Source organism: Staphylococcus sp. GDY8P94P (genome assembly GCF_017892255.1).
Lineage (GTDB): Bacteria > Bacillota > Bacilli > Staphylococcales > Staphylococcaceae > Staphylococcus > Staphylococcus cohnii.
Window position 1 is genome coordinate 1 of record NZ_JAESKU010000028.1, and the last position, 13751, is coordinate 13751.

Here is a 13751-nt window from a genome sequence, read left to right on the forward strand (position 1 = left end):
TAAGCTTTTTTATGCTTTTTCTTACAAATTTGATATAAAATTGTGGCATATTCTTGAACCCAACGGTAGACCTTTTAATGATGAACGTTTACACCACTTTCCCTTAATATTTCAGATATATCACGATAACTCAATGCATATCTTAGATAGTAGCCAACGGCTACAGTGATAACATCCTTGTTAAATTGTTTATATCTGAAATAGTTCATACAGAAGACTCCTTTTTGTTAAAATTATACTATAAATTCAACTTTGCAACAGAACCTTATATTATATGATGAATTCAACGTATAAATTCAATTTTTCTTAAAATTTGATTCATTGAATAAATATGACGTATGCTATAATATGCGGTATTAAGACAAATTGGTGAGACTAGGAGATTTTCAATTATGAATAAGCCGAAATATCAAATTGTAGCGGACGAAATTAAAGAAAAAATAATTAACAAAAGCTATCAAGTTGGAATGCTCTTACCTACAGAAAAGCAATTTCAGGATAGGTATAATTTAAGTCGCTATACAATCAGACAAGCAATGGATTTATTAGTCAAAGAAGGATACATTAAAAAGAAAAAAGGTTCTGGATCATATGTGAGTTACAATTATTTAAATACAAATCAGAACAATGAAACTAAAAAAATAGGCGTAATCGTGACTTACTTATCGGATTATATTTTCCCGAGTATTATTCGAGGTATTGAGAATGTATTAAAAAAGAATGGCTATTCTTTAATATTAGCAAGTACGAATAACAATCATGAGGAAGAACGTAAATGTTTAGAGATGATGCTGAATCAAGGTGTGACGGGACTTATTATAGAACCTACTAAGAGTAATGTCTATAACCCGAATTTGTCCTATTATTCATTATTCAAACAGCGAGATATTCCGATTTTAATGATTAATGCTAAGTATGATGAGTTGAACTTGCCTTATATAGCAATTGATGATGTGAAATCTGGCTATTTAGCAACAAAATATTTAGTAGATCAAGGACATGAAAATATTGCTTTAATTACTAAAATAGACGATAACCAAGGTAAATTAAGAATGAAAGGTTATTTTAATGCTTTTGAAAGTAATCATATTCTTTTTAAAGGCGAACATATTTATACATTTGATACCGAAAGTAAGCCACAAGTCATCGAACAAATTGTTCAGCATATTTGTGAGAAAAAGATTAATATCACTGGCTTAGTTTGTTATAACGATGAAATTGCTTACGAGATCATCCAAAAATTAAAACAGCGAAATGTGCAGATACCAAGCGATTTATCTGTGGTTGGCGAAGATAATTCAGTGCTAAGTAAATTGAGTGAGATGGATTTGACTACAACGTCACATCCTCAAGAATTACTTGGTAGAAAAGCAGCAGAATGGATGATTACCGCGATAAATACAGATAAAAAACAAACGTCACAACTTATAGATACATATATTATCGAACGAAATTCTGTAAAAAAAATATAAAAGACAGGTTCAAATCAATCACGCTATTGGTTTGAGCTTTTTTATAATTCAAAACATGTACGGACATAAAATAATAAACATTGACATGTATGGACAAATATTATAAGGTATATTTGAAAACGGTTTCAATAGGAGTGTTTGAAATGGATGGTTTGAAGAAAGCATTAAGTAGTGAAGATATATCGATTGGTATTGAACTTGGTTCTACAAGAATTAAAACCGTAGCAATTGATCAGCATTTAAATACAGTTGCATCTGGACATTTTGAATGGGAAAACCAATTCGTAGATGGATATTGGACATATTCTATTAATGATATCTGGGTCGGGTTACAGAAAAGTTATAGTGCAATGACAACAGAAATGAAAGAAAAACATAATTTAACATTAAAACAAGTGAAGTCGATTGGTATCAGCGGTATGATGCATGGTTATCTAGCGTTTGATCATAATGAAGATTTACTTGTACCATTTAGAACTTGGAGAAATGGTAATACAGCAAAGGCAGCTACGTTACTTAGCGAAGCATTTCAATTTAATATTCCAGAACGTTGGAGTATTGCGCATGTATATCAAGCCATATTAGATAAAGAAGTCCATGTGAATCAAATTGAATATTTAACAACGTTAGCTGGGTATGTGCACTGGTACTTAACTGGAGAAAAAGTTGTCGGTATTGGCGAGGCTTCAGGCATGTTCCCAATAGATGTTAACAAAAAAGCTTATAGATCAGATTTATTAAATACAGCTAATGACTTATTTAAAGGAAAAGGATTTGAAAAGTCAGTATCAGCTATATTACCTGAAATTAAATTGGCAGGTGAAAGTGGCGGTCGTCTTACAAGTGATGGTGCAACATTATTAGATCCTTCAGGTAATCTCGAAGCTGGTAGCATTATGTGTCCGCCTGAAGGCGATGCTGGTACTGGTATGGTAGCAACGAACACAGTAGCGCAGAATACAGGTAATATATCAGCCGGTACTAGTGCATTTGCAATGGTTGTATTATCTGATGCATTAAAAGACATGTACCCAGAAATTGATGTAGTAACAACGCCCGATGGTAGTGAAGTAGCAATGATTCACACCAATAACTGTACTTCTGATATTAATGATTGGATGAACATATTTGGCGAAGTATTAAGCGTCATGGGTGTTGATTTTTCATCGGATAAGTTGTACGGACAGATATTCGAGCGTTCATTGGAAAGTGATGACAACATTGGTGGCTTACTTTCATACAACTATGTTTCAGGAGAAAACATTACAGACGTAGAGACAGGTTATCCATTATTTGTACGTGAACCAAACTATAATTTCAATTTAGCTAATTTTATGAAAATGCATTTATATAGTGCATTCAGTACTTTGAAAATTGGATTGGATTTATTGAAAAATAATGAATCGATTAACATAGATAAATTGATAGCACATGGCGGTATTTTTAAAACCAAAGGTGTCGCGCAGCAAGTATTATCATCAGCACTTGAAAATAAGATTACCGTAATGGATACGGCAAGTGAAGGTGGCGCATGGGGTGTCAGTGTTTTAGCTTACTATACCGCACAAGAATCTCAACAATCTTTAGCTACATTTTTAAATGAAGTTGTATTTTTAAACACGGAAGAAGTAACTACGGAACCAGTAGAACAAGAAGTGATTAACTTTAATAACTATGTAGAAAAAGTTAAAAAAGGTTTACCTATAGAACAATCGATAGCTAAATATTTAGGAGGCAAATAACATGTTAGAAACGTTAAAAGCTGAAGTTTTTAAGGCAAATTTAGAATTGCCAAACCGAGGATTGATTAAATACACATGGGGTAATGTGAGTGCCTTTGATGCAGAATCGCAATTATTTGTTATCAAGCCGAGTGGCGTAGATTACGATGTCATGAAACCAGAAGATATGGTGGTTTGTAATTTAGATTGTGAAGTGGTTGAAGGAGATTTAAAACCTTCTTCAGATATGCCAACGCATGCTGTTCTTTATAAAGAATTTGGTGATATTGGCAGTGTCGTACATACGCATTCACCATGGGCAACAACGTGGGCGCAATCAGGATTGAACGTGCCAGCTATGGGAACAACACATGCAGATACATTCTACGGCGAAATTCCGTGTGCTAGATTTTTAACGACTGAAGAAATCAATAAAGATTATGAGTATGAAACAGGCAATGTCATTGTTGAAACATTTAAAGAAAAAGGTATCAACCCACATGAAGTACCTGCAGTATTATTGCATGGTCACGCACCATTTATTTGGGGAGATAATTGTGAAAAAGCTGTGATGAACGCAGTAGTGTTAGAAGAAGTATGTAAGATGAATATCTTCACAAGACAATTAAATCCATTCGCAGAAACATTACCTAAAGCAGTACTTGATAAACACTTTGAAAGAAAACACGGCGCAAATGCCTATTACGGACAAAACTAAGGAGGAAACAAAATGACTACAACAAAAAAATTCTGGTTTGTGATTGGATCACAAGAACTCTATGGTGATGATGCACTCGCACAAGTTAAACAAAATGCACAAAATATTACGGACGAGTTAAACGCGCAGGCACAATTACCGTTTGAAATTGAATTACAAACGAAATTAGCAATTTCTGCAGATGTTATTACAGATATTATGAAAGAAGCGAATTATCGTGATGATATTTTAGGTGTGATTACATGGATGCATACATTTTCACCAGCGAAAATGTGGATTAGAGGTACTAAATTATTACAAAAACCATTATTACATTTAGCAACTCAATACAACAATGATATTTCATGGGAAAACATTGATATGGATTATATGAATTTACATCAATCAGCACATGGAGATAGAGAATACGGTTATATTAACCGCCGTCTTAATAAGAAAAATGAAATTATTTTTGGACATTGGAAAGATGAAAATGTACAAAAGCAATTAAGAGAATGGATGGTTGTAGCTAATGCTTATAATGAAAGCTTCAACTTAAAAGTTGCAAGATTTGGTGACAACATGCGTAATGTAGCTGTTACTGAAGGGGATAAAATCGAAGCACAAATCCAATACGGTTGGACTGTGGATTATTTTGGTATAGGTGATTTAGTAGAATATGTGAATCAAGTAACAGATTCAGAAGTAGATCAATTATTTAAATCATATGAAGATTTATATGACTTTGATTACAGAGCGTACAGTAAAGACGCATTTAATGCTTCTGTTAAAGAACAAATAAAATATGAAATTGCGATTAAACGCTTTTTAGATGAGGGTGGATATACTGCTTTCACTTCTAACTTTGAAGATTTACATGGCATGAAACAATTACCAGGTTTAGCAGTACAAAGACTTAACGAACAAGGTTACGGATTTGCAGGTGAAGGTGATTGGAAGACTGCTGCTTTAGACCGCTTACTTAAAATTGCTGCAGAAAATGAAGCAACAGGGTTCATGGAAGATTATACGTACGACTTAAGAAGTCACCAATCACATATACTAGGCGCACATATGTTGGAAGTTGATCCAACATTAGCAGACACGAAACCTAAAATCGTTGTAAATCCCTTAGGTATAGGCGATAAAGAAGATCCAGCAAGATTAGTATTCGATGGAAAAGCTGGCGACGGCGTAGTGGTCACAATGATGGATCTTGGCACACACTTCAAGTTTATTGTGAATGAAATTACTGCTAAACAATTAGATGAACCTGCACCTAACTTACCAGTAGCTAGAGTGTTATGGGATGTTAAACCATCATTAGAACAAGGCGTGAAACGTTGGATTGAAGAAGGCGGTGGTCATCACACAGTACTGTCACTTAAATTGAATACATCGCAAATAGAAATATTATTAAACATGTTTGATTCAGAATATACATTAATAAATTAAATTACAGTAGATTTGTCGTTAATCAAATAACGTAATGTAAGGTATATTTTGTTTTAAAAAAGGGTGAATGGGATGAAAATAAACAGTAAAGTTTCGAATCGCTTTATCTATTTCTTCGGTGCTTTTGGTGGGATACTTTTTGGTTATGACATAGGTGTTATGACCGGAGCGTTACCATTTTTAAGAGAAGACTGGAATATTAATAGTGGATTTATAATTGGGTTAATTACTTCGTCAGTAATGCTAGGCGCAATATTTGGTGGTATTTTAGCAGGTAAATTATCTGATACGCTTGGTAGAAGGAAAATGATTTTAATTTCTGCAATCATTTTCGTAATTGGTTCTGTTTTGTCAGGCATCGCACCACATGATGGTAGTTATTTCTTAATTATATCAAGGGTAATTCTTGGATTAGCAGTTGGTGCTGCATCAGCATTAGTACCAGCTTACATGTCAGAAATGGCTCCAGCCAAGTACCGTGGTCAATTGTCTGGTATGAATCAAACAATGATTGTATCTGGGATGTTGTTATCATACATCGTAGACTATTTCTTAAGAGGTTTGCCAGTTGAAATGGGTTGGAGATTAATGTTAGGTGCAGCAGCAGTTCCAGCAGTCATTCTATTCTGGGGCGTATTAAAATTACCAGAGTCTCCAAGATTTTTAATTAAAAATAATAAATTTAAAGAAGCTAAAATAGTCTTAAGCAACCTTAGAAATAACCAAAACGTAGATAAAGAATTTGAAGAAATAAACAAGACTATTCAAATAGAAAGTAAGAATAAAGTAAACCAATCATTAGCAACATTATTTAGTGGCAAATATAAATATTTAGTTATCGCTGGATTGGGTGTAGCTGCGTTCCAACAATTCCAAGGGGCAAATGCAATATTCTACTATATTCCATTAATTGTTGAACAAGCTACAGGTAACTCAGCAAGTACAGCTTTAATGTGGCCAATTATTCAAGGTGTGATTTTAGTATTAGGATCATTACTCTTCATTTGGATAGCGGATAAATTTAACAGAAGAACATTACTTATGTTAGGTGGTACTGTGATGGGATTATCATTCATATTACCAGCAGTCATTAATTTGATATTACCAAATGCGAATCCAATACTCATTGTTATATTTTTAAGTATTTATGTAGCGTTCTATTCATTTACATGGGCGCCGTTAACATGGGTTATCGTTGGAGAAATATTCCCATTAGCAATTAGAGGATTTGCTTCAGGTGCAGCATCTTCATTAAATTGGATTGGTTCTTTCTTAGTTGGATTACTATTCCCAATTATGACAGTGTATTTCCCACAACAAATCGTATTTGCGATATTCGGCATCATTTGTATACTCGGCGTACTGTTTGTGAAAAAATTCGTTCCAGAATCTAGAGGACGTACACTAGAAGAAATCGAAGCAACCGGTGCTTCACATGCGTCAAACAATGAAAAAGCACAAGCACAAACTGAAAAAGTATAATTAAGATATTACTTTGAAACTGGGACATATATTTATGTCCTAGTCTTTTTTATTTTCAAAAACTACAAATGTTTAGAAGTTAAATTTAAGATCCTCTCTAAAAATATCACACGTGATTTTAGAGAAGGTCCTTTTTGTGAGGAAAATGACTTTATTTTAAGAAACCTAAAACAAAGTCTACACCGCTAGCTAATGCACTCGCAATGCTTGTACCCATAGTTACCCAATCATGAGCGATACCTGCTTGGATGGCATTATTTAGTGCTTCTATGATTGCTGACATATAAAACACCCCTTTCCAAGTATTTAAAATTAAAACAAAGTTTTAATTTATCAACCACAATATAAAATATTTCCCTGTCAATTTGCTTGAAAATGCCTAACTAGCGGATTTTTATGCCTAAGTGTAATATTACTTATTTAATTGGAATTGTAAGAATTGGATATTTTTTAGTGCTAAATTGATTTTACAAATGAGAGGTATATACTCGTTTTATAAACAATAATTTACACGGGAGAGGGAACTCTATGGCTGATCTTGTAGCAAAGTTAACGAACGCAATAAAATATTATGATCAAAAGAAAGTCTTAGATGGCATTAATATAGAATTAACTGAGGGAGAAATATTAGGATTGATTGGTCCTAGTGGTTCAGGTAAAACTACGACAATAAAATGTTTAATGGGTATGGAAAGTTTAGATGAAGGACAGGCTCAAATATTCAATAAACAAATACCTAATCGCAAAGTATTGAATGAAATAGGCTATATGGGCCAAAGTGACGCTTTGTATGAATCATTAACAGCAAGAGAAAATTTAGTGCTTTTTTGGGAATTTGATGGGGTTAAAAGGTAAGAAATTAGAAGAAGCAATTGCTGGAAATACAAAAATAGTAAATTTAGAACATGAATTAGGAAAGGTAGTTTCTCATTTTTCAGGTGGTATGAAAGGTTAAGAAAAAAACAAATTCTTAACTATTCTACTTTTCATTTCTATACTATATGACGTTATAATAAATTTAACGAAACTTACATGTATATAGGATCCAACCCCCTCACTAATAAAAATAGTAGTGAGGGGGTTCTTGATGAGTCTTAACACTTCCTTCTATTTATTGAGTTTTCTACTAAATCAGTAAGCAAAATACGAAACTGCACAACCACTAATGATTGGTGCAATGATGTGAACGAAGATTGTAAGCATATCGACTCCTAATATGTTAGGAACTATTAAATTATTTTCATATAACAAGTAAAGTACTAGACACAATAATTTCAACGACTTATTTTGTTTGATTAGGGTGTACCTTAAATAGATAAACTTCTCGAAGTTAATATATTTATTTTCTATACGATAAAGTAGAGTCCATTAATAGCTTTTATCTTTATGATCCCTTCATTCAAAAACAAATGAAATCAAAAAAATAGAAAGGCAATGAAATATAATTGAGTATAATCACATTTCATTGCCTTGGAATATAGTCATACACCTCTGCTAATAGTTGAAAGAAGTCAATTTCTAGAGCAGTTGATAATATTTTCAAAGTTGATAAACTAGGTAAATTATATCCATTTTCAATATTAGTTAAAGTCTTTACAGATAGATCTTCATATTCTATTAATCCTTGTCTTACTCGATCATCTAAGAAATAACTCCTTGTATCTTTTTTTAAAGATAAATTCATTCTATGTTCTCTTATAATTGATCCAAATTTTATTAAGTCTCTATTTTTTCTTTAGAAAAAATCCTAAAGGAATTGGGAATATTCACCAGCAAGCTGACCAAACTTAAATTTTACATTGTAAAATTTAAAGGTTTATAAGTATATAAAATAGTAATAAAATATTATTTTATTTTTTAATATAATAATATTTTTATAAGGCCGTTATAGGGGAATTTTATTAAAGGTGGGATAGATAATGAATGTATTAACGCAAGAAGATAGAATACAAATTTTATCTGATATTGTTGAAATTAAAACCGTAAATGATAATTAACTAGAAAGGTTCTGTGTCAAATAGTGTTGGGGACCAAAAGTAAATAATCACAGTTAAGATTTAAATGAAATTTTTAATAACTGAAAGGCCATGTTTATTTTCAAGATAAGCATGACCCTTTTCTCGCCCTTAGGCGAGAAAGTCGGATCAAGAGTTGGATAATTAATAATGAAAGCTAACAAGTGTCATCGTCTAATATTTAAGCTGCAATTGGTTGGAAAGTCGCAGGTAGTGGATTAGATGGTTTAAAGATCAGTTTAAATTGTAATAGAATTCTGGCTCTGAAATTTCTAAAGCTTGCGTAGCCATATCCTGTACGTTTGATTAACTTAATCTTGTTATTCATACCTTCGGTAGGACCGTTAGAAACACGATAAATTAAAGCATTTTCGACATATGGTAAGAATCTTTCCAGTGTATTAATCGTTTTTCTTACCTTTTTATTTAATCTGACTTTCTTTAAATCTTGTAAAGTGGCTAATAAGTAACTGTAGTCTCTAGTTTCTGTCGCAAATTTAAGGTCATTCATCACTTGGTAAGCTTGTTGTAATTTCGGAGAAAGACTTAATAAATAATCTACCATACGTTGCTCAGTCATCTTTTCATGGTATAGGCGATGATAATAATAGTTTGAAAAATCGAGATAATCAGCATTTTTTAATATCAATCTCTATTGATTTTTTAGTTTTCGATAATCTGTAGGGCGACTTTTTTTGATTTCATTCATGACTGCAATCCACATTGAGTTAATTGTATTATTTAGTAATTGTACGATATGAAAACGATCAATAACAATTTTTGCATTAGGGAAAAAAGCCTTAACAACACTTATATATGGAGAATATAAGTTCATTGAAATCGTCTTTACTGCAGCTCGTGCTTCTTTAGAATAGCGATGGAAATACCGAATTAACGACTGCTGTTTTCGATCCTCTATAATGCTTCCTGCTTTCAAGTATATTGTGGTAATTTACTTTATTTTAGGATTTCATGGCCTTTTTGTATACCCAAAAAACCGTGAGAGTATTATCCTCTTACGGTTTTTTCGGCACTTTAACTTGATGAAAATAATAATTCATCTAAATCAAATATCTCAATATATTTATGCGTATGTTGTTTAATTAAACCTTTTTCTTCCAATGCTGAAAACTTTCGACTTATTGTTTCAGGAGTTGTACCCAAATAAGAAGCTAGATCCTTCTTTGACATTGGTAAGGTCACATAAGTATGATTTTCTTCATTCTCAACGTATTCTGATAGAAAATCAATAATACGAGACTCTACTTGCTCCATACCAACCTGCATCGTTTGCTTTTCTGATACCTGTAAACGTTTCGTAACGTCTGATAGGATTCTTCTCATAATTTCTGGGTAAGCATCTAAATAGTCATTCATATCCTTTTTATGAATTCTACATATACTTACTTCTGATATTGCTTCAGCATAATTAGAATGGTAACTTTCAGTTTGAAAAATAGCCACTTCTCCCATAAAATCACCAGGATTTAGTATGCGTACAGTTTGTTCACGACCGGATTCATTTAAGTTATAAATACGTACACGCCCATTATTTACGATATATAGTGTGTCATCTTTATCACCACTTCCAAATAACAACGCATTCTTTTCATAATGTACTTCATGCGCTGATTGTGCAATTAAACTCATTTGTTCTTCATTTAGGTGGTTAAAAATCGGAACTAAACGTATACAATCTACATGACTATGGTGATGATGGTGTGCCATACAACTTTCCTCCTAATTAATCATTATCTATATAGTCATCGTCTTCTAGCGCATCCTTGTTAACAAAGGCTTGAAGTTGCCAAATATTTACATCTAAATAATCTTTATAACTAATTAGTAAATCCTCTAACGCATCATCTGCTTCTTCTTGGGCTAAACGCATTGCACGAATGGTAAATTCACGGTTAGATCTAAAATCCTCTACTAACTGTAAGACCATTTCTTCAGCAGAATAATATTTTTCAGACAAATCTTCAGAAATCGTTGTAAATTTTTGGAATTCGGTAGTTGTTGATGCTGGCTTAAATCCTGAAGCTAGTAAACGTTCTGCAATTTTATCAAACCATGTTTCATTTTCATTATATAGTTTTTCAAATACCTCATGCAATGAATAAAAATTTGTGCCTTTTACATACCAATGATATTGGTGTAATTTTACATGCAAGGTATGAATATTATCCAGTACATGATCTGTAACAGCTGCTGCATTAATCTTAGTATGATGAATGTGTTCTTTATAGGCTTGTTCAGCAGCTAATTTTTCTTGTCTTTCATTTACTGTTGTCATTTTATACACCTTCCTTTACTTTTGAACTAATAACGGAATATCCTAAGTTTTCAATAGCTTTTTCAATTGTATTCAAATTGACTTGTTCTTCATCAAAATCCACTTTTACCTTACTTGCATTGAACAGCACTTTTACAGAATCTTTTTCTACACCAGCAGTCTGTTTTAAACCACTTTCAATTTTTTGTAAACATGATGGACAAGTTAATGTTTCTAATTTTAATGTTGCTTTAGTCATATCTATCACTACTTTAAATAAATTATATAAGGTATTTTTTTAAAAATAATTGACACGGATCAATTATCTTAATTGATAACTTCTTAATCTCATTGCATTTAAAATAACGACCAAAATACTTGCCTCATGAACTAACATACCAATTGACATAGACATCCATTCACTAAATATTAAACTACCCAATAATATTATCACCACACCAACAGCAATGAGAATATTTTGTTGCATATTCGCGTATGTCCCTTTAGCTAAACCTAAAGCATGGGGGAGACGATTAAAATTGGAATTCATTAGAACAATATCTGAACTTTCAATAGCCACATCTGTCCCATTTCCCATAGCTATCCCTACTTCTGCAATAGCTAGAGAAGGGCTATCATTCACACCATCACCAATAAAAGCAACAATTTCACCAGTAGACTGTCTTTCTTTTAAAAATGCTTGCTTGTCCTCTGGTAGCATATCGCCATGGGCCTCGGTTAATCCTAGCTCCTTTTTAACTAAATTAACTGTACCTTGATTATCCCCTGATAATACAATGAGATTTTTAACACCAAGTGATTTTAATTTTTGTAGGTCTTGTTTAACGCTTGGTCGAACTTGGTCACGGATTTCCATTAAAATGATTAACTGACGATCAACTGCCGTTAATACAATTGAACTACCGGCTCTTTCTAATTTATCTAATTCTTTAAGAACATCATTAGATAGTGGAATACTTTCTTGTTCCATTAAGGTTTTATTCCCTACTGCAACAATGTGTCCGTCAACGTGAGCAATTATACCCCCACCTTTTATAACCTGTGTACTCTCTACAGGTCTTAGTTTATATTGCGCTAATTTATTTGTAATAGCGACAGCTAAGGGATGGTCAGATTCCCTTTCAATCGAGTATAATAAAGATAAATCCTCCTCTTGATTATTTCCATAGTAAACGAATTCGCTAACTTCAGGCTTTCCTTCAGTTAAGGTACCTGTTTTATCAAATAGGACTGTATCTACATTCGCAAAATGACTAATCACTTCAGAACCTTTAAACAAAATACCATTCTTTGCACCATTTCCTATACCCGCGACATTTGAAACAGGTACACCAATGACCAAGGCCCCTGGGCAACCAAGTACTAATACAGTAACTGCAAGTGCTGTATCTTTAGTTAATACCCAAACTAATAGCCCAATGATAAGTACTACAGGTGTATACCAACGAGAGAACTGGTCAATAAATCGTTCAGCTTCCGATTTAGAATCTTGTGCTTCTTCTACTAACTCAATAATTCGACCAAATGTAGAATCTTCCCCAATTCTATCAGCAACTATTTGAATAGTCCCATTATCCATAATGGTACCGGCAAATACTTCATCACCTTTCTCTTTCTTTAGAGGTAAAGATTCACCGGTGATATTAGCCTCATTTACATGTCCTTTTCCAGTAGTTACCCTACCATCTACTGGAATCTTAGCCCCAGTTTTTACTATGAGAATATCTCCTTCCTCTACTTCATCAATATCTACTTCTTCAAATTGTCCGTCGTACAATTGCTTAAAAGCAGTCTCTGGAGCCATTTCCGTCAACTCTTTAATAGCAGACCGTGTTTGCTTAAGTGTACGCTGTTCTAAATATGATCCAAATAAAAATAAGAAAGTAACAATAGCTGACTCTTCGTAATTTTGAATAAAGAAAGCACCAATAACCGCTATAGTTACTAAAACATCAATACTCACTACTTTTACTTTCATAGCCTGATAAGCCTGTATTGCGATTGGTATAACACCCAATATAGAAGCAATTATAAAAGCACTATTAAAGATAACCATATTGCTAAAGATAAAATGTGCAATAAAACCTATAATAATAAGTAAACCACTAATAACAGTAATATGATTTTTATGTTTCAAAATAGTCTGTTGCATATAAACCTCTCCTACACTTTAGTTTAACCATAGTGTATTCGTTTTTAAGAAATATAAACTTGACCTATATCAATCTTATCTAATAAATATAGCGAATAACATTTAGGCTTAAACAGATAGATATATATAAATAACTAGGACATATACTCATGACCTAATTATTTTTATTATTGACTATTTACTCTTTCATATAATTTTTGTTAGCATTTAATTCCTTTTTATAGCTCAAATGCTCATTCATCTTAAGCTTATTCTCTAAACGGCTAGCAGTCGCAATGCTAGCCGTTTTATTTTTATTATTGTTTTTAACTTGTACTTTCTTAAACGTTCAGTTCTAAAAAAAGGGATGGAAAAAATACATGGCACATTCATTGAAGAATTATTACGCAAACATAAGTTATTATAAAAGTGGTTCTGTTGCAAAGTAACTTTTAAAAGGTATACTATTAAATTAACTAAAA

Annotated in this window: 12 protein-coding genes and 3 pseudogenes; 6 read left to right on the forward strand and 9 right to left on the reverse strand. The window is 32.6% G+C overall.

Going from position 1 to position 13751, the window contains the following annotated elements:
* Positions 1 to 209, reverse strand: a pseudogene (locus KA926_RS13490) (IS6 family transposase); the annotation flags it as partial.
* Between the two features lie 183 nt (positions 210 to 392).
* Between KA926_RS13490 and KA926_RS13495 the strand changes: the two are divergent.
* The 5 genes from KA926_RS13495 to KA926_RS13515 all read left to right on the forward strand — a co-directional run bounded on the left by KA926_RS13495 (position 393) and on the right by KA926_RS13515 (position 6827).
* Positions 393 to 1472: a GntR family transcriptional regulator gene (locus tag KA926_RS13495; RefSeq protein WP_210144612.1), complete on the forward strand. Its 1080-nt coding sequence runs from the start codon at positions 393 to 395 to the stop codon at positions 1470 to 1472.
* Positions 1473 to 1615: 143 nt separating this feature from the next.
* A complete protein-coding gene (locus KA926_RS13500) occupies positions 1616 to 3214 on the forward strand; it encodes a xylulokinase (RefSeq protein WP_210143298.1) in 1599 nt (532 codons plus the stop codon).
* A 1-nt stretch (position 3215) separates the two neighbouring features.
* Positions 3216 to 3911 carry an L-ribulose-5-phosphate 4-epimerase gene (locus KA926_RS13505; RefSeq protein WP_002506429.1) on the forward strand — a complete coding sequence of 232 codons (696 nt, stop codon included), beginning with the start codon at positions 3216 to 3218 and terminating at the stop codon, positions 3909 to 3911.
* Between the two features lie 12 nt (positions 3912 to 3923).
* Entirely contained in the window at positions 3924 to 5345 is a 1422-nt protein-coding gene (gene araA / locus KA926_RS13510; RefSeq protein ID WP_192945220.1) for an L-arabinose isomerase, read from the forward strand.
* A 72-nt stretch (positions 5346 to 5417) separates the two neighbouring features.
* On the forward strand, positions 5418 to 6827 hold the full coding sequence (locus KA926_RS13515; RefSeq protein ID WP_204170853.1) for a sugar porter family MFS transporter: 1410 nt from the start codon (positions 5418 to 5420) through the stop codon (positions 6825 to 6827).
* A 151-nt stretch (positions 6828 to 6978) separates the two neighbouring features.
* On the opposite strand, the gene KA926_RS13520 is transcribed toward KA926_RS13515, so the two are convergent.
* Entirely contained in the window at positions 6979 to 7110 is a 132-nt protein-coding gene (locus KA926_RS13520) for a beta-class phenol-soluble modulin (protein WP_002506432.1), read from the reverse strand.
* A gap of 245 nt (positions 7111 to 7355) precedes the next feature.
* Here KA926_RS13520 and KA926_RS13525 point away from each other — a divergent pair.
* A pseudogene (locus KA926_RS13525) lies at positions 7356 to 7776 on the forward strand (ATP-binding cassette domain-containing protein); the annotation flags it as partial.
* 182 nt (positions 7777 to 7958) lie between these two features.
* Here KA926_RS13525 and KA926_RS14130 read toward each other — a convergent pair.
* The 7 genes and pseudogenes from KA926_RS14130 to KA926_RS13565 form a co-directional block, all read right to left on the reverse strand.
* The gene (locus tag KA926_RS14130) at positions 7959 to 8030 is read right to left on the reverse strand and encodes a type I toxin-antitoxin system Fst family toxin (RefSeq protein ID WP_107384739.1); all 72 of its coding nucleotides are present in this window, start codon (positions 8028 to 8030) and stop codon (positions 7959 to 7961) included.
* Between the two features lie 259 nt (positions 8031 to 8289).
* Positions 8290 to 8511 carry a helix-turn-helix domain-containing protein gene (locus KA926_RS13535; RefSeq protein ID WP_011867734.1) on the reverse strand — a complete coding sequence of 74 codons (222 nt, stop codon included), beginning with the start codon at positions 8509 to 8511 and terminating at the stop codon, positions 8290 to 8292.
* A gap of 512 nt (positions 8512 to 9023) precedes the next feature.
* Positions 9024 to 9779 (reverse strand): annotated as a pseudogene (locus tag KA926_RS14035) (ISL3 family transposase).
* 98 nt (positions 9780 to 9877) lie between these two features.
* Positions 9878 to 10570 carry a Crp/Fnr family transcriptional regulator gene (locus KA926_RS13550; RefSeq protein ID WP_011867731.1) on the reverse strand — a complete coding sequence of 231 codons (693 nt, stop codon included), beginning with the start codon at positions 10568 to 10570 and terminating at the stop codon, positions 9878 to 9880.
* Positions 10571 to 10586: 16 nt separating this feature from the next.
* Complete coding sequence (locus tag KA926_RS13555) at positions 10587 to 11138, reverse strand: Dps family protein (RefSeq protein WP_210144617.1); 552 nt, start codon at positions 11136 to 11138, stop codon at positions 10587 to 10589.
* A gap of 1 nt (position 11139) precedes the next feature.
* Positions 11140 to 11376 (reverse strand): heavy-metal-associated domain-containing protein, encoded by a 237-nt coding sequence (locus tag KA926_RS13560; RefSeq protein ID WP_011867729.1) that lies wholly within the window; start codon positions 11374 to 11376, stop codon positions 11140 to 11142.
* Between the two features lie 63 nt (positions 11377 to 11439).
* The gene (locus tag KA926_RS13565; RefSeq protein ID WP_025904410.1) at positions 11440 to 13290 is read right to left on the reverse strand and encodes a heavy metal translocating P-type ATPase; all 1851 of its coding nucleotides are present in this window, start codon (positions 13288 to 13290) and stop codon (positions 11440 to 11442) included.
* Positions 13291 to 13751: the final 461 nt, after the last annotated feature.